The organism is Microcoleus sp. SVA1B4 (assembly GCF_036700545.1).
Classification (GTDB): Bacteria; Cyanobacteriota; Cyanobacteriia; order Cyanobacteriales; family Microcoleaceae; genus Microcoleus.
The window spans coordinates 34,648-52,225 of the sequence record NZ_JAUBPB010000024.1 but is presented as its reverse complement, the minus strand read 5'-3'; the positions used below and the strand labels follow the sequence as shown (position 1 = coordinate 52,225).

Below are 17,578 nucleotides of genomic sequence, written 5' to 3'. Positions count from 1 at the left end.
CCCCTCACCCTTTCATCACAAAATCAAACAACCGATGAGCCATTTCTAGCTTGCTGCAAGGTGCTATTTCTACTTGCTTGCCGGCGGCATTAATTAATATTGCTTGATTGGTATTGCTGCCAAAACCTGCACCTATTCGATCGATCGGGTTTGCGGCAATTACATCCAGTTTCTTCGCCCGCAATTTCTCCAAAGCCGGCTTGACAATATCCCCAGTTTGTGCTGCAAACCCGATTAATTTTTGGTGCGGCTGTTTCAATTTTCCCAACTCTGCCACAATATCCGCTACCGGTGCCAAAGGCAAACAATTCGGGAGCGATCGCTTCGGCAATTTCTCACTACTGTACTCAGCCGGCTTCACATCCGCTACCGCCGCCGCCATCACTGTCAAATCTGCATCGTGAAAGCATTCCAGCATCGCCTGTCGCATTTCTTCTGCACTCGTCACTGCGATCGCCCGCACACCTGAGAGCGGCAATTCGCCAGTTATACTGTGTACCAGCGTCACTGTCGCGCCCCGGTGTTGTGCAGCTTGCGCCAAAGCTATACCCATTTTGCCGCTGGAAGGATTGCCGATAAACCGCACCGGATCGAGGTGTTCCCGCGTTCCTCCCGCACTGATCAACACCCGAAGGCCCGCTAAATCTCGATCGCCCTTCGCATACAACAGCGACTCAATATGAGGCAAAATCTCACCAGGTTCTGCCATGCGGCCGACACCCGCGCGATCGCACGCCAGCATACCCGCCCCCGGATTCGCAGCATGATAGCGCCGATAACTCAACACTTCCCGCCAATTCCGCTGCACCGCCGGCTGTTCCCACATATCCGTATTCATCGCCGGTGCCAGCAAAATTGGGCAAGTAGAAGCTAAGACAGTATTAGTCAGCAAATTATCAGCAAAACCCCCCGCCAACTTAGCCAAAGTATTAGCCGTCAGGGGAGCAATCACAAAAACTTCCGCCCATTCTCCCAGTTGAATATGCAGGGGGCGCCCGTGACTTGGTTGCCAAAAATCTTTGTCAGTAAAAGCAGGATGGCGGCACAGAGTAGCAAAAGTCAAAGGCGTTACAAACTCCCCTGCCGCATCAGTAAGAATAGCTTTAACTTCCGCTCCAGCTTTCGCTAAAGTTGAAACTACTTCGCAAACTTTATAAGTCGCAATCCCGCCACTAACGCCGATTAAAATTCGTCTGCCTTTCATGTCATACCATTTTAGATTTTAGATTTTAGATTTTAGATTTTAAATTGGGAATGACTGATGAATACCAGGGTTGAGAGCTGGCCTACATTCACATTCTTTTTTGAAACTGGTGTCATTTTTCCATAAAAAAGAATCAAGAAAGAAATTAAGATAAAAACAGACTAAAATCCCTCATTCATCTGTTTAATCTGCAACAAAATATGCTGCTAACTTCTTCCTCAATTCCGTCGAAAATTTTGAGCTAGATTTTTCAGTCTATGCTTCGTCGTAGGCTTCCATATCCAGAAGGTGGAGATAAGGTTCAACTAGCTCCGGCCGCTGAAAGGCAAGCGATCGCAACAAATGCCAATCATTCAATCCCTCAAAAGGATCTGTATAATCGTCAACTTCCAAACGGACAGCCAATTCTGCCACGTCCTGAGAAGTAAGTACAGCTATATCGCGCGATGCTTTGGTTAAAGTTTTCATTTTTTTCCCCTGCCCGAGACTTCCGCCATACTATATACTAAACCTTTAATCAGATTTCGACACAGTTTCTACAACAAAACTTCGCATTACCTCTATAACTTCCGGCAGAATCTCGTGTCCCATGTTAAATTCTCGATACTGCACCGGAGCTCCCCAAGCCGTCAAACTCTCGCGCGATCGCACAGCAGCACTAACAGGCACAATAGTATCTTGAGTACCGTGTACGATTAAAACAGGTGGCAAAACACTCCCCGCAACTGGCGAAATCTGGTGTAAATAACCGCTCAGACAAATTAAACCAGCTAGGGGCAAAGTCAATCCCACATCTAGAGTCATCGCTCCGCCTTGAGAAAAACCGCCTAAAATCGTGCGAGACAAAGGCACGCCCGTGGTGCTTTCCAAAGACAGCAAAAATTCCCTCAGCAATTGCCGGCTTTCTACCAATCCCTGAGCGTCTTTGGTTTGAAGGTTATACCACGCTTTGCCACTCGTTACCTGGGGATGGGGAAAGGGGGCATAGGGAAACACAAACTGATAATCCGGCAAATTGAAAAAGGGTGCTAAGGAAGTCAAATCCCGAGCATTAGCACCCCATCCATGTAAAGCGACCATCAAAGCGACAGGTTTGCGATCCGTTGTGGGCGGTATGCTAATAGATTGTAAAGACATCGTAGTTAATAATTGGTAATCTGGCCTGGCTACAATTATAAATTGTTACGACGGGTAAAACCCCAGATATTTTTTTCGGCAATATTCCACTGAACTTAGCACAGGTTTGCTAATAACTATAACAGTTGACAGTTGACAATTAACAGTTGACAGTTAACCGTTGAAAGTAGAGTGCTAAATCCGAAACTTTCCCAAGTAAAATGCGGAGATTTTACGTTTTATAAACAGGAATTAGGGAGCATCTCATATTTGTAAAAACACTTCTTCTGGCTCCTTCCTTCTGCCTCTTTCCTCCTGCCTCCTGCCTTCTGCCCCCTGCCCCCTCCTGCCCCCTGCCCCCTGCCCCCTGCCCCCTCCTGCCTCCTATCTCCTGCCTCCTGTCTCCAATTTATAGCTGGGCTGCTTTCATTGAGATGCTCCCAGCAAGACTCCGCTAGAAGCGAGATTTGTTCCGCTAATTCCAATTGACCGAAAGCATCCAGGATACAAGCCCCCAGATTAATTAATGAAGAAATAAAAAACCTGTATCCGATGAAACTTGCCCCCCCGAATCTATCTCGCGCAAGTCAATCTAAAATCTAAAATCTAAAATCTAAAATCGATTGACACCTACTGCAGGTAAAACCTTAGAAATAGATTGCTTAGACTGTTGTCGCACCGGCACCTCAATCCAGAATTCAGTTCCTTCCCCCGGAGCCGACACGCACCTGAGCGAACCTTGATGTTTGTCCACTATTTGATAGCAGATAGACAATCCCAAGCCAGTACCTTGGCCTACAGGCTTGGTAGTAAAAAACGGATCAAACAAACGTTTTTTGACATTCTCCGTCATGCCCGTTCCATTGTCAGCAATTCGCACGCATACACAATTAGAACTTAAAAGTTCAGTGCGAATCCGAATAGTAGGTAAAAAGGCAGAATTCGAGGCGTTGTTTTCGAGCTTTTTTTGATTTTCTGGATCAGATAAAACATCAATAGCATTGCTCAAAATATTCATAAATACCTGATTCAATTGTCCCGCCCAGCACTCCACCAATGGCAAATTTCCGTATTCTTTGATAAGTTTAATGCCCGGAAAACCAGGTTGGGGTTTCAGCCGACTATCCAAAATCATCAAGGTGCTGTCAATGCCTTGGTGAATGTTAACCGACTTCTTTTCAGCTTCATCCAAGCGCGAAAAATTACGCAGAGAAAGCACGATCTGGCTGATCCGTTCAGCTCCCATATTCATAGATTTTAGGATTTTAGGCAAGTCTTCACTGATAAACTCCAAATCAATATCTTTTAGTTTCGCTTGCACTTCGGGCGTTGGGTTGGGATATTGCTGCTGGTATATTTCCACAAGTTCCAGCAAGTCTCTAGTATATGCGCCTGTATGGATTAGGTTGCCAGAGATGAAGTTGACAGGATTGTTAATTTCGTGGGCAACTCCAGCCACCAACTGCCCCAGGCTGGACATTTTTTCAGTTTGGATTAGTTTAAATTGAGCTTCCTGCAAATTTTTTAGTGCTGTTTCTAGTTCAGCGGTGCGCTGTTTTAGTTGAATTGTACGATCGTACACTTGCTGTTCTACTTTTGCAGTACGTTCTAGAGACATCAACAGGTAAATCGTCAAGCTGCCAGTCATCAATAGCCCGATCGCCCCAATGGCCAGCGAACCCTGATGCGTCCTCAGACTGTTGTACCCCTTTCCAGGCAAAACTAGCAGCCTCCACTGGCGGTCTGCTACGTTAAATAGGCGAGTGCAAGCACTAGGATTTTTACAGATTTTTCCCCGCAGATTAGCTAACTCTGGCTTTTCGTGTTTTGGGTTATCTATCAACTGCTTAGCTTGTGAGTCGTAGCGCACCAGAAAGCGTTCTTTCTCTATAGCAGAGTTGTCATAGAGGTAAAAATTAATCTTGTCTAAATTTAGCGATTCTAAAGAGGAATCGACCATACTCGTGATCTGAAACAGACCCGCAATCACTCCCATGAGGTTTTGGCGGCCGTTGACCGAATTATCTGGAGAATTTGTGGGGCGGGGTACTGGTAGAAATACTTGCAATCCTGGTTGATTGTTGCTGACTAATCTAATCCGCCCGGAAGCAGCTATGTTGCCGGTATTCGCCGACTTCTCTAAAGCTGTTTTGCGATCGGGGCTGGAGGCAACATCAAAACCGATCACTTTGTTATCTTCTTCTAATGCTTCTCTGTAAATAATAGGAAAGTATTCCGATCGCACTTTTGCTTTGACCTGCTTTTTGTCAGGAGTTCGTTCGTAAATTTGAAAAGCCGGAAAACCTTCGGCTCGAATTGTCTTTTCGTAAGCTGCTTTTTGGGCAGCAGGCACGCGCCGAATCCAGTTAACAGAATGTATAGCAGTATTTCGGGCAAGTGCAGGTTGAGCGAATTGCTTAAAATCTTGTCGGCTAACTTCAGTAGACGCCCTGTAGAATGCTTCCAGTGAGTACAGAACTTCTAAATTTTTGTTAATGCTTTGCTGCAAAGTCACATTCAGGCGATCGGCTTGCTGATGAAATTCAGCTTGCATTCGTTGGTTTTCCGAATGCCACACAACGGCTGCGGCTGCCAAGGACAAACTCGTACCTGTGCAAAGAGTCAGCGCTGCTGGAATGTAGCGACGGTGCGACTGTAAACTTTCGGTCAGCGAATTAAACCAATTGCTCGCAAAATTCATATTTCCACACCTTCTGCCACCGGAGTGCTATTTTTTAAAGACTTGTAAAAGTCCTTGATAGCACGATCGACAGCCGACAAACAAGATTGTCTAAAAACTTACGATCGCAGAAATAGAACTTACCTTGAGAAACCCAATTTCTACGAAATTATTACTTTGGTAACGAGAAAGTTGGGAAGAAACCCGGTTTCTTCCGAATAGTGCATCCACTAAGCTGTTGCGCGTTTAAATTGCATATTCGGGACGGGCTCGCGTGCCCATCCCACAATAATTTGAGTGATTTTTGACACACAATTTAAATGGAGAACAGCTTACTGAGGAATTAAAACCAATTGTAACTAAGTGTAACGAAGTCAGTTCCCATCTCGGCGCTCCCAAGTTCCTGCCCCGGAAGAACCCGGGAACAAGAAAAAGCCTTGATCTGGTGGGGCGGGTACTCAATACCCGCCCCACAAAGCCAACTTAAAGGTGGAACCGCTTACAAAACAGTCCCTATTTCCTTCAAATAAACCCGTGTAAACGGTTCATCATCCCCCAGAGTATACTGTTCGATCAATCCTTGGCGGCGAATAGAAATACTATTTCCTTCCCTCATCACAACAGTATCGTCATCAGTGCTTTCTCTGACCAACATCATCTCAGTTTCCCCCGGATTGTCCAGCACCACCATATTGCTGCCCCGATAAAACATTCCCTCAGCTTCCAAAATATCTTCGGGATATTCAGCAATTAACAAATCGAGCTTGGGATTCCGCAGCAAACTTTGCAAGTTCAGATGGTAATTCTTATTCAAAACTTTTTCAGAACGGTTAACAAAAAGTCCACCGCGACAAACAGCACCGATTGTCCAATCGGGATGCTGCAACAGAATATGGTCGATGGTTTCTTGTAAGTCGTGTACCGAAATTGTGTTGAAAGTAATAATCGGGATGCGGGCTGATTTTCCCGATTCAAAGAAAGTTTCGATAATATGCGAAGGTACATCGACTCCTTCGCCGACAGCAGGGTTAAGGTGCATAAAAATTCCCGGCGCGGCATTGATCTCGATAATCCCAAAATTCCCGGTTTTCCAAGATTTGGCGAGAGTTTCTGTTACCACATCAATTCCCAAACAAGTTAACCGAAAATGTAGGGCGATATCTTGAGCCAAAACAATGTTATCCGGGTGAATATTGCGGGTAGCATCGATGCTGACGCCGCCTGCGGAAAGATTAGCGACTTTGCGTAGAGACACAGTGCGATCGCGACTTAGTACACTATCTAATGACAGCCCTTGTTCTTCCAGATACATTTCCATCGCTTCGTCGGACTGAATTTTGCTCATCGCCGAAGTAGGCGTATCCAAACGTTCTGGTTTGCGGTTTTCACGGCGGATCAATTCGCGAATTGTTGAGTCGCCATCACCTGTTACCGAAGCGGGCCGGCGTTCAGTTGCCGAAACAAATTTGCCGTCAACGCACAGCAGCCTAAAATCCGATCCTTTGATGCTGTTTTCCACAATTACTCGCACCGGATCTGTTTCGGGAATTGCCTTAACTGCTCTTTTAAAAGCTGCCTGCAATTCCTCACCATCTCGGACATCTGCTGTGACGCCAATTCCTTTATGACCGACTACTGGTTTGATAGCAACTGGGTAGCCAATTTCTCTAGCAACTGCCAGAGCTCCGTTTTCTGTGGAGACGATATCGCCTTGGGGAACAGGAAATCCTAATGTAGCGAGAAAAGCTTTACAATCGTCTTTGCGCGTGGTAAAATCTGAGTCTAAATGGCTGTCAGAATCAAAAGTAGTTGCAGAGCCACGAACCAGTTTTTTACCGTACCCATATTGCATTAGTCCTTCATCCCACAAATAAAATGCGGGAATGCCTTTTTGGGATGCCGATCGCATTAACGAATAAACTGTCGGCCCTCCGTAAACTGACTGCCGGAACATATTTTGCAGCGCGCCCATTTGTGCTTCTAAGGGAAAGTCTTGATTTTGATTAATGGCTTCAAACCAATCCCAAACTGCGTAAACTACGGCTCTGGCGGTGCGGGCGTGAAGTGCTTCTATGCTGATTCTGTTAAAGTAAGAAAATGGCCTGATGTTCCAGTGTTGGAAGTGCAAACCCATGTCGAGTTTTGCTACTTCTGAGGCGGTACGACCGAACAGTTGGGCATGGTTCGAGAAAGTTTCGTGCAGCAGTTGCGGGTAGCGATCGCCAATAATTTTCTGGTAATGTGCGATCGGCAAAGGTTCGCTCGCGCCCGTTACCGCTAAATCAAAAACTAAAGCCGCGGTGTCTAAATAAGGGTTGGGCCCGATATAGTGTTTGAAGTTGAACACATCGAAAATATCGGTTTTTCGAGCATTGACGCGCGCTGTTTCTGTGCTTTTTTCTTGCAGCATTTTCTAACCTCCTTTGAGCTAATTTTTTACGGTAACTTTATAGTTGGTGCAGGGGATACTACCTGGGGGCATAGATATTCCAGCAGTCAGACAAATACTCCGACCAATTCTGCCTTCAGTATTGCCAGAGAGGGGGAGTGGGAGAGATGGGGAGAGGGGGAGTGGGTGAGAGTAGGAAAGTATTCCTTCTTCCTTTAACATCTGACTAAGTATAGATGACTAAGCATTGATAACTAAGCATTGATAACTAAGCACTTATGACTAAGCACTTATGACTAATGACTACTTCTTTCCCCCCTCTCAAAAAAAGCTATAACTTTTGAGAGGTACACTGTGTACTTATAATTGTTTATGACAGTGAAAGAAAATTTAAGAGGCAGCAAATTATGAAAATCGCACAAACTGCTCTCAGGGACAAAGTTCACCACTTAGCTGAGGAAGCATTTCACCGGAAGCTAATTTCTGGCTACGGCGATGGTCAAAACAGCAACGAATATCAGATTGTCTGGAACGGCAAACCCAGACACCTGCCTTTAGAACGGGCGAGTACCATATTGAGCAATTTGATCGAGCGATCCCACTAACGAGCGATCGGACTAATTAAGGACTTACGCTCATCAACCGGATTTCTACGAGCAATCAGAGGAGGATTAGCGAAGCATCGGATCAGAAACCGGATCGATCACCGCGCGCGCGTGGGCCCTGTAGTTTAAGCTCATTTCTTGACCCCTCCTATCTCCTGTTAGGGGGGGTAAGTTTGTTTTGTCGATCGTCGAAGATGAGTAAACTTCCATATCACCCTTGCTGTGTGCGTTCTAAAGTGGTAAAAGTCTGAGCTTTTTTTGTATCTATATATACCTTTTGGCAGTTTTCGGAAAAAATAAGTTTGTGTTTTAGTGAAATTAAATAAATTAAAAGTAGAGATAATATGGCGAGCAACGAAGTTCAGGGGAAGTTGCTAATTATCGGTGGCGCGGAAGACAAAGAGGGGGACTGCAAAATTCTGCGGGAATTCTTGCGGTGCGCCGGAGGCACTAAAGCCCACATTGTGATCATGACTGCTGCCACTAGCCTGCCGGGAGAAGTAGGAGATAATTACATCCGAGTGTTTGAGCGACTTGGCGCTGAAGATGTGCGAGTTGTTGACACCCAGAAACCGGAAGATGCCAACAATCCAGATTATTTAGAAGCGATCGAACAAGCCACCGGCATATTCTTTACCGGCGGAGAGCAAGCGCGGATTATTAGCTGCTTGAAAGACACCATACTCGACGCAGCTATGCACAAACGCTTCTCTGAAGGTATTATCATTGGTGGCACCAGTGCCGGCGCGGCGATGATGCCAGACGTGATGATTATTGAAGGAGACTCGGAGACAAATCCCCGCGTTGATGTGGTAGCAATGGGGCCGGGAATGGGTTTCCTTCCAGGAGTTGTCATCGACCAACATTTCGCCCAGCGAGGTCGTCTGGGACGCTTAGTTTCCGCACTCTTGCTGCAACCTGCCGTGTTGGGATTTGGTATTGACGAAAATACAGCTATTTTAGTCCACGGTGACGAGTTGGAAGTCATTGGCGAAAACTCTGTAACTGTCATCGACTCGTCTGAACAACTCCACGACAATCTGGAGGGACTGTTGAAGGATGAGGCTTTGGCGATTTGCGGGGCCAAGTTGCACATCCTCCCCCACGGATACCGGTTTAACTTGAAAACTCACCAGCCGGTGCTCCATAACGTAGCAATTACAGGAGAGAGAGAAAGGGCGATCGCCTAATTTACTTGCAACTGGCAAACATCTCAAAATTATGTAAGGTGAGCACTGCACACCTTACCCCTTCTACCAAGTAGGATGGTTAAAAACCCAGTTTCTGTATCCAAAAATGGCGTTGCTTAATTGGGGTATGAAATTTGTAGGGGCAATCCCTCCGTGGTGGCCCCACCGCTGACTTAGAATTACTTCATCAGGCAAAATCATACTTGAATTCAGCAGCACCCCAAAAATAATAAAAAGAAGAGGATTTTACCTCTTCTTTTATTGCTGCGGTTTCGGGTTTTTTAAGCACTTTTCTGTTCGCCAAAAATCGACTGCTGCCCTTCTGCGGTCGATATTAAATTCCACCCTTGAGTTCTCAGCTTCTGATATGTTGCCCATCCCTTAGAACCGCCCGGTTCCCGGTAGTCGGATACAGCGAACTGCGGAAAAGCTGTATAAGGCCGCCACCCTTGACGGGCATCGGTGCGTAAGTGCAATATCTTTTCTCCATTGCGTCCCAATCTGGGCAACCAACACATTTGTTTTAGCATTTTTAACACTCCAGAGTTTTACAGTAACGGTAATTCGCCAACATCCCACATTAAACTTTTAGAGCCTTAGAGCCACTGCTCGGAATATCTAACGGGTAATAGGGACGAATGAGATTTTCATCAATTACCAATTACTGAGGTAGCAGCAGTCGTTAAAGCTGATGAAAGGTTCTACAAAGTTTGCCAGTTAAAAACTATAAAACAAGTGATACCAAGACATAAGCAAAAATAATCATTGCTATTCTCGGCTCAAACTTGGCTTAAAGTCGCGGGAAAACCCAGTTGAATAAAGGATTCATGGTTCGGGTTTCCCTTGCCTTACAATTACACGCTCATCCTCGCTGTTTCCGCATAAAATTACATCTTTCTACGGTATTATTCCTGTAGGGCAAAAAATGTTTCTTTAGTTACAAATTTTAAATGTTCACCACGATTTATCTAGTTATCAAAAGTTAAATTACTTTTCATAAACAGCGCTTAATAATTTTTAGTTACTTTAACTACATTTTTGATTTAAATCTGGCCTCCGCGTGCTGGTGCGTAGTGTCTACTACTAAATCCTCCGGCTGCCCACTGTACAGGTTACAACATAAGAGTTACAGGGTTAACTCTTAACAACGATGGCGACCAATCTGCCAAATTGTAAAAATCAATACTAATCACACTTATAAGCTGTGGAGCATTTAAACGACTAACGAACCAGGTAAGGTGCGTCATTCGCGAACACTTACAGTTACAAGGGAAACGCTTATGTACGCTCCGCACCCTACAATCGTCCTTTAAATGTCGAACAGCTTAAGTTCTCCAAACAAGCTATTCATGGCCGCTGCAATTGAATTCAAACTCTTTGCTTCCAACAACAAAGCAGCTACACTGCTCGGCTCCTTTTCCCAATGGGCAGAAATTCCCTTAGAAAAAGATAAAAAGATGACAAACGTTATTTCCGCATTAAAATTCAGGGCGTTGCTTAATCAGGGTAGGAAAAAAAATAAGTTGAAAATCCCGAAGCTTTGTAGATACTGGTTTCTATGACTTGGATATTTAGCCTTTCATACCATAAATCAGCAACGCCCGGTTTTGTTAGTCACAGCAGTAGGAATACCGATGCTGTGGATGGGCGAAGAGTTTGGACAATCCTCTCGGCAAACTCCCAACCAGCCCCATAAACTGCAATGGTATTTGTTGAAAAATCAGCCCAATCATGAGTTGTTGGAATACTACAAACACGTGATTCGGCTGCGGGAAAAAGTTCCGGCACTGTATACCGAAAACATTGAATTTATCCACGAAAATCCCGAAGCCAAAGTGCTGGCTTACTATCGTTGGAGCGATGAGGGAACGCGAGCAGTAGTTGTCGCTAATTTTTCGGATACTTATCTATCTGATTACTGCATTCCTAAGTTTCCGGCGGGAACTTGGCACGAGTGGATGTCTAACAAAATAGTAGAAGTTGGGGAAGAAGGGTTTAAGTTTGATTTGCCGGAATGGTCAGCGCAAGTATTTGTTTGAGAGCCGGAGAATTATGTCTGCAGGCAGATGATATGCGAAGTTGTACAACTGTAAATTATATTTAGGATGGGCGCACCCAACTCAACAAACTGGGTTTTTCTACCTAGGTGGATGGCTGTAACGATACTTTTTTGTAAAAAAACTCGGTTTCTGCATCCAAGAGTGCGATCGTAATTCCTGGTATTGAGAATAACAATTACAGGGTGACGTGCCAATCGCGAATTAATACGTCAATTAACACGTCAATTAACACAAATTTGTCGGAGGACAAACTTTATGGGCTGGCTAAAAAGATTGTTTGGTTTAGAAAAAAAAGAAAATCAAGAAACTGTTGACGCTCCTGCTTATCAAGCACCTGTAGCTCAATCTCAAGCTCAAGCTCAACCTGCTGCGAGCGCTCAGACAATCCCGCCGGAACGCATGGGCTTGAACGGAGAATACGATCAAAGCGGTTTAGCTAAACGGGTAGCTCAGGCTTTCGATGCAAATCCCGATGTTGCGGATATTGAGACTGTTTATGTGGCTCAACTTGGCACTACTGTGGTTCTCAAAGGTACAGTTCCCAGTCAGGAAATTGTCAACAAATTGGTGACAATTGCTAAAGGCGTTAAGGGTGCAACTGGGGTGGAAACTAATCAAGTTACTGTCGGCTAAAGCGACTTTATTTCTAACAGTTAGCAGTTGACTGTTAGCAGTAGTTAAGTTTACTGTAACTGTTAACTGCTGCTAACAGTATTTTTTATCTATCATGGTTTCAATAAAAAATATGACAGGGGAAACCTTAGAACCTACTCGCGGTAAATTAGAACGGACTCTTTCGCAGGGAATTCAAGCTTTGTACCGCTCTCAACTCGGACACCCAACGAGTCAGGCGCTGTGCAATCTTTTGGATAACAAATTGATAATAGTTGTGGAAAATGGGCTTACTCAACCCGAAAAACTGCTGGCTCAGAACGGTCAGGAAGATTTGGCTTTGCAGGTGCGGACACAATTAGAATCAGTTCTGGAATTGCCACTGAAAGAATTAATCCAAAAGGTTTTGGGCGTGGGAGTTACTGATTTGCTCCGCGATGCGACCTTGGAGACAGGCCGCACTGGAACGATCGCAATTTTGGACTCTGCACCTCAAGTTCGTGATTCTAACTATAAATCTAAAACTCAACCAAAAGCATTGGAGAGTTGAGGTGCTGGCGGATAACTGTTTCTAAATCTTTGATGTTAAAAGGTTTGGAAAGGTATTCCACGCAGCCTGCTTGGAGAATTCGAGCGCGGTCTTCTGGTTTTGCTAGTGCTGTGATAGCAACAATCGGAATATGTCTGATAGCGGGGTTTTCTTGGACGCGCTTTACTACTTCCATACCGTCTATATCCGGCAGGCAAATGTCGAGTACGATTAGGTCGGGTTGTCGATCGACTGCTGCAGAAAGAGCTGCGTACCCGTCAACGGCTCCCACGCACTCGCAGCCGAATAAATCCAGTATTTGTGTCAGCAGTTCTAAGTTGTCCTGATTGTCGTCTACAGCCAACACTAAAGGACGCTTCTCAACCGGGGGTTGAGCGCTAGTGAAAGACGAGGATTCCAATTTATTGTTCCAATGAGGGTAGTTCATAAATGCCGATCGAAACGATCAAAAAATTTGTTACCGAGGCATTCTTCAAGTGGCGCTGCGGCACTTGACACAGATTGGCTCGTATTTGTAGCTCTCCCATGACCAGTTTTTGGTCTAACCCGATACAATATCGCTACAAGCTGCGGGCAAAACGACCGCAGTTGATTCATTCCATAGCATCTGCTTAATTCTACCTCTCCCAGCGCCAATTACCAACTGAGGCTCTCTTGGTGCGTCAGCCATGGTAAAAATACGCAATAAATACGAAAACTCTTACCAATAAAGCATTCTCGCTTAATAGCATTGAAGAGTGGCGACAGCTTCTTAGGATATTAACCACATTAAACATGGGTTTCCCTACCTGGATCTACCTAAAGGAATATTCTAACCGTTACTTTATTTGAATAACTTACACCTGCTGAGAGATACTTGATTACTCTACTTTAGACTTCAATGTTTTTAAGTAGTAATAATCACAATTTAAGCCAGTAAAAAAAATCATTTTTTACCTGAGCTTTACCGGATATTAACCTAGGAGGTTTTAATGACAATTCCAATCAGAGACGACCTGACTTACATTTTGCTCAAAAAGATTGGCAGTGGCAACGGCAGGGGAGAGTCAGAAATTAGGAACGCAGCGGAAGAATATGTGGGTCACACGGTGGCGGAAGCGGAATTGCTCGGTCATTTAGACTACCTCAACCAAAGGGAATTTATCAAAGCTCAGTTTAGTGGCGAGCCTTATGGAGGAGCTGAATTATTGCCGCCTTTAGTGGCATTTCAACAAGCTGAGTTAACAGAAAAAGGTCGCAAACTGTTACACAAAATGGAGACGAATCCTCCGAAGTCGCTCCACCAGGAAGGATCGGCTGTTCCTATCGCTTCAAAGGATATGCCGTTTTTGGAAAAAGTGATGGTAAAAGGTCACTTGGAGGATATTTTTGATGCCCGCGACATTACCGAAGTAGTGTACCGGGTCATGCGCGATGTGATGACAAAAGACGCCATCGAGCACGTGGAATCTGAATTGCACAAAGAAGTTTTGCCTACGGATGACAAAACCCTGCAACAAGAAATAGCAGACCTCTGGAAAGATACCAATCCGCTGGTGGGATTGCTTAGCCGGATACGTCAGCCTTTGACCGGCCCGCCTGCACCTGCGGGGATCGATGGCAATTTGTTTGCACGGAGGGTGGAACTAGAAGGCGCACTTCCTTCGGGAGTAAAACCGGAAACTGCGATCGCGGCTGTATTTTCGGCAACAAAGGATGAGCTGTCCCAGGAGCGAATTCAGGAAATAGCTGGCTTTTTGCCGGACAGAATTCGGGGAATTTGGGAGTCGGCTTAATGAGACCTTTTAAGGTATAAATACTTACTAGCCGGGTTGATCAACCAGTATTCTCCCTCCCCAGGGCAGAATACTGGTTGATCAACCCGGTTTCTATATACCTTTTGTCTGGTAGCTCTGCAATTGCTTTGTAGTGAGGACTTGAGTCCTGATTCAACTCGATCGAACTTTCGTCCTCACTAATTGTCCGATCGCTCTTGCCTTGCCTTGTAAGTGCTGTGAAAAACCCGGTTTATCACCCGAATTTGTCTAAAAACCAGAAATATCCCCAGAAACCGAGTTTCGCGCTCTGGGGTAGGGTCAAGCCCCTAGACGGCGCGAAAGTATTGTATTGTATAATACAGGGCAAGTTAAGACTGTGGCTCGCAAAAATGCTGTCAACAGCCCGGGAGATCAAAAGGCATGACTCGCACCAAAGTTACACAAATGTCACGATCGACTTTAGAACAAGAGATTTTACTCAATCGAATTACCAATCGCATCCGCAACTCTTTAGAACTGCAAGAGATTTTGACGACAACTGCGCGAGAAATCCGCAGCTTTTTAGAGAGCGATCGAGTAAAAGTTTATCGCTTTGAGGCAGACGGTAGCGGTGAGGTAATTGCTGAGTCCATCAACGGCGACAAGTTGCCATCGATGCTGGGTTTGCGCTTTCCACCAGGCGACATTCCCCATAGTGCTCGGGAAATGTTTCTCAAAGCGCGGCAGCGAGTGATTGTAGATGTGGAATTGAAGCATCAAACAATTAATAGGTTAGATTGTCCCGACACCGGCCAAACTTTAGCAGTTGAAGATATTAGCTATCGTCCTGTAGACCCCTGTCACGCTGAATATCTGAAGGCTATGGGGGCACGTTCTTCTCTGACAGTGCCGATTTTGCATCAAAATCACCTTTGGGGGCTGTTGGTGTCTCACCATAGCCAACCGAAACGGTTTAGCGATCGAGAATTGAAAATGGTGCAGTTGCTTGTGGATCAACTTTCAATTGCGATCGCCCAATCTTTTCTGCTGAGTCAAGCTAGACAGCAAGCGCGTGACGAAGCCGTTATCAACCAAATTACCAGTTTGCTGCATTCTCCTCTGGAACTCAACGAAATTCGGAAAGCAGTTCTCGAACAAACTGTCAAGCATTTGCGTGGTTCAGGAGGGCGACTCTACATTGCAGCCGAGTTTGGCGATCGACCCGCTTTGCTTTATACCTGTGGCCAGCAGCCTACAAACATCGACCTTGAACTCAGCCCATTTTGGCAGCAGATTATGGGGAGGGCAAATCAAGACGATCCAGCACAAACAGCTAATCATACAAGCCAATTAGGTATTTTTGAAAATCTATATTCCCAGCATTACAGCTCAATTGACAGCAATATTTCCAGTTTTCTCGTACCGCACTTGTACGCGATTTCCGATATTTCTAAAGAACCTCAACTCAAATCTGTATCTGCCAATTTAGTCGCAGCTTCCATTCGATCATTTTTGGCAGTACCGCTGCAATATCGCCAACAGTGCATCGGCTGTCTCACCGTTTTTCGCAGCCCTATACAAACCGAAATTTTGTGGGCGGGCCGTTGCAGTTCGGACGCCCGGAACGATCGTCCCCGACAATCCTTTGCAGCTTGGAAAGAAATCAAAACAGGCGAAGCTCAAAAGTGGACTAGCGAAGAACAGAAGCTAGCACAATCTTTAGGAACTCACCTGTACATGGCTGTAATGCAGAGGCGCGTCGAGGCGATGATCCGACATCAAGCTTCTCACGACCCATTAACGGGTTTACCTAATAGATTACTGTTTAATGAAAGGCTGTCTTTGGCTTTAGCTAGCGCTCACCAAAATGGAGAAATGCTGGCGGTAATCTTTCTAGATTTAGATAGATTTAAAAATGTTAACGATACTCTCGGTCATCCAGTGGGCGATTTGTTGCTGCAAAGTGTATCTCGGCGTTTGACTAACTGTTTGCGCGTGGGGGATTCGATGGCTCGTTGGGGCGGAGATGAATTTACTGTGCTGCTGTACAATATCAACACCCCAGAGGAAGCAACTAAGATTTGCCAGCTAATTATCCAGAGTTTAAGCACTCCTTTTGATTTTGAGGGTTTGGAACTTTATATTAAGGCTAGCTTGGGAATTGCTTTGGCTCCTTACGACGGAGAAGATGCAGAAACTTTGCTGAAAAATGCTGATGCTGCGATGTACAAAGCTAAACAGAAAGGTCGCAATAATTATCAGTTTTACACGCAGGCGATCGGCAGTAAAGTCTCCGAGGATCTTAACTTAGAAAATCATCTTTACAAAGCTCTAAAAAATTCAGAATTTGTCCTGCACTATCAACCGCAAATAAACTTAAATACTGGCAAAATAGTGGGCATGGAAGCTCTGATTCGCTGGCAGCATCCCGAACGCGGTTTGATTCCTCCCGATCGATTTATTCCCTTAGCTGAGGAAACAGGATTAATCTGCCAAATTGACGAATGGGTGATGCGGACTGCTTGCTTGCAAAATCGAGCGTGGCAGTTACTGGGATTGCCGCCGATGCGGATAGCAGTGAATTTATCAGCCCGCCAGTTTCTGCAACCTCACACGGTACAAACCATCGCTGAAATTTTATCAGAAACCAAGTTAAATCCCGAATATTTAGAAATAGAAATTACCGAGAGCATTGCCATGACAGATGTGAGCTTTACGGTGTCGGTATTGCAGCAGTTGCAGGACATGGGAATTAACATTTCTCTGGACGATTTTGGCACCGGTTATTCTTCGCTGTGGTCTCTGAAAAACTTTCCCCTCAATAATTTAAAAATAGACAAATCTTTCGTGGCCGATTTGGTGACTGGCAGCAGCGGTGCTACTATTGTGAAACTGGCGATCGCCTTGGGACAGGGCCTGAATTTACAGGTGATTGCTGAGGGAGTGGAAACAGCAGAACAGTTGGCGTTTTTGCGATCGCATAAGTGCGATATGGGTCAGGGTTACTTCTTTAGCAAACCAATACCGGCGGCGGCCATCACCCAATTGTGCTTAGAAAATCAATCGGGGAACAAACAAAAGCTTCTCTTTTGAGCGATATCTGATAGGGACAAACGCTTTCGCCGTTTCCGGCGCGGGGAGTAGGACACGGCGCCATGCCCATAGGTGTCAACTTAGCGTTAAACCCGCACTCCGGCAGTCCGGCAGGGGTTGAAACCCCTGCCTCAAAGCCGAAGTCCTCTGAAGAGGACTGAAAAACTCATTAGTCCTCATAGCGAGGACTTCAGCTATTAGACAGGGACTTCAGTCCCTGGCGGACTGCCGGGTGGGAGGACTGGCGGACTGATAGATTAAGTTGACACGACGAAAGGCAGTGCCCTTTCCTACATAATGATTATTTTGGGCTAGGGAAACGGCGAAAGCCTTTGTCCTCCGT

General features: G+C 45.4%; 14 protein-coding genes. 7 read left to right on the top strand and 7 right to left on the bottom strand.

Annotated elements, in window-relative coordinates; genetic code table 11:
* Positions 1 to 4: 4 nt before the first annotated feature.
* The 5 genes from coaBC to QT987_RS13585 form a co-directional block, all read right to left on the bottom strand.
* Positions 5 to 1,204 (bottom strand): bifunctional phosphopantothenoylcysteine decarboxylase/phosphopantothenate--cysteine ligase CoaBC, encoded by a 1,200-nt coding sequence (coaBC, locus tag QT987_RS13605; protein ID WP_333240668.1) that lies wholly within the window; start codon positions 1,202 to 1,204, stop codon positions 5 to 7.
* A gap of 255 nt (positions 1,205 to 1,459) precedes the next feature.
* Positions 1,460 to 1,672 (bottom strand): protein IsiD, encoded by a 213-nt coding sequence (gene isiD / locus QT987_RS13600; protein WP_006632739.1) that lies wholly within the window; start codon positions 1,670 to 1,672, stop codon positions 1,460 to 1,462.
* 45 nt (positions 1,673 to 1,717) lie between these two features.
* On the bottom strand, positions 1,718 to 2,341 hold the full coding sequence (locus QT987_RS13595; protein ID WP_333240665.1) for an alpha/beta hydrolase: 624 nt from the start codon (positions 2,339 to 2,341) through the stop codon (positions 1,718 to 1,720).
* 592 nt (positions 2,342 to 2,933) lie between these two features.
* The gene (locus QT987_RS13590) at positions 2,934 to 5,021 is read right to left on the bottom strand and encodes a CHASE domain-containing protein (RefSeq protein WP_333240662.1); all 2,088 of its coding nucleotides are present in this window, start codon (positions 5,019 to 5,021) and stop codon (positions 2,934 to 2,936) included.
* Between the two features lie 478 nt (positions 5,022 to 5,499).
* Complete coding sequence (locus tag QT987_RS13585; RefSeq protein WP_333240657.1) at positions 5,500 to 7,410, bottom strand: ATP-binding protein; 1,911 nt, start codon at positions 7,408 to 7,410, stop codon at positions 5,500 to 5,502.
* Between the two features lie 386 nt (positions 7,411 to 7,796).
* Between QT987_RS13585 and QT987_RS13580 the strand changes: the two genes are divergently transcribed.
* Both QT987_RS13580 and QT987_RS13575 read left to right on the top strand, forming a co-directional pair.
* On the top strand, positions 7,797 to 7,994 hold the full coding sequence (locus QT987_RS13580; protein ID WP_006632734.1) for a hypothetical protein: 198 nt from the start codon (positions 7,797 to 7,799) through the stop codon (positions 7,992 to 7,994).
* A 344-nt stretch (positions 7,995 to 8,338) separates the two neighbouring features.
* Positions 8,339 to 9,184 carry a cyanophycinase gene (locus QT987_RS13575; RefSeq protein WP_333240652.1) on the top strand — a complete coding sequence of 282 codons (846 nt, stop codon included), beginning with the start codon at positions 8,339 to 8,341 and terminating at the stop codon, positions 9,182 to 9,184.
* Between the two features lie 281 nt (positions 9,185 to 9,465).
* Here QT987_RS13575 and QT987_RS13570 read toward each other — a convergent pair whose 3' ends face one another.
* The gene (locus QT987_RS13570; protein ID WP_333145102.1) at positions 9,466 to 9,714 is read right to left on the bottom strand and encodes a hypothetical protein; all 249 of its coding nucleotides are present in this window, start codon (positions 9,712 to 9,714) and stop codon (positions 9,466 to 9,468) included.
* A 1,077-nt stretch (positions 9,715 to 10,791) separates the two neighbouring features.
* On the opposite strand from QT987_RS13570, the gene QT987_RS13565 reads away from it, so the two are divergent.
* The 3 genes from QT987_RS13565 (at position 10,792) to QT987_RS13555 (ending at position 12,406) form a co-directional block, all read left to right on the top strand.
* Complete coding sequence (locus tag QT987_RS13565) at positions 10,792 to 11,223, top strand: alpha amylase C-terminal domain-containing protein (RefSeq protein WP_333240646.1); 432 nt, start codon at positions 10,792 to 10,794, stop codon at positions 11,221 to 11,223.
* A gap of 276 nt (positions 11,224 to 11,499) precedes the next feature.
* Positions 11,500 to 11,877 (top strand): BON domain-containing protein, encoded by a 378-nt coding sequence (locus QT987_RS13560; protein ID WP_333240642.1) that lies wholly within the window; start codon positions 11,500 to 11,502, stop codon positions 11,875 to 11,877.
* Between the two features lie 112 nt (positions 11,878 to 11,989).
* Complete coding sequence (locus QT987_RS13555) at positions 11,990 to 12,406, top strand: DUF2294 domain-containing protein (protein ID WP_333232978.1); 417 nt, start codon at positions 11,990 to 11,992, stop codon at positions 12,404 to 12,406.
* On the opposite strand, the gene QT987_RS13550 is transcribed toward QT987_RS13555, so the two are convergent.
* Complete coding sequence (locus tag QT987_RS13550) at positions 12,375 to 12,833, bottom strand: response regulator (RefSeq protein ID WP_333240635.1); 459 nt, start codon at positions 12,831 to 12,833, stop codon at positions 12,375 to 12,377. The two genes, QT987_RS13555 and QT987_RS13550, sit on opposite strands and share 32 nt — an antisense overlap.
* Positions 12,834 to 13,377: 544 nt before the next feature.
* On the opposite strand from QT987_RS13550, the gene QT987_RS13545 reads away from it, so the two are divergent.
* Both QT987_RS13545 and QT987_RS13540 read left to right on the top strand, forming a co-directional pair.
* A complete protein-coding gene (locus tag QT987_RS13545) occupies positions 13,378 to 14,181 on the top strand; it encodes a DUF2267 domain-containing protein (RefSeq protein ID WP_333240630.1) in 804 nt (267 codons plus the stop codon).
* Positions 14,182 to 14,583: 402 nt separating this feature from the next.
* Entirely contained in the window at positions 14,584 to 17,235 is a 2,652-nt protein-coding gene (locus QT987_RS13540) for an EAL domain-containing protein (RefSeq protein WP_333240626.1), read from the top strand.
* Positions 17,236 to 17,578 lie beyond the last annotated feature (343 nt).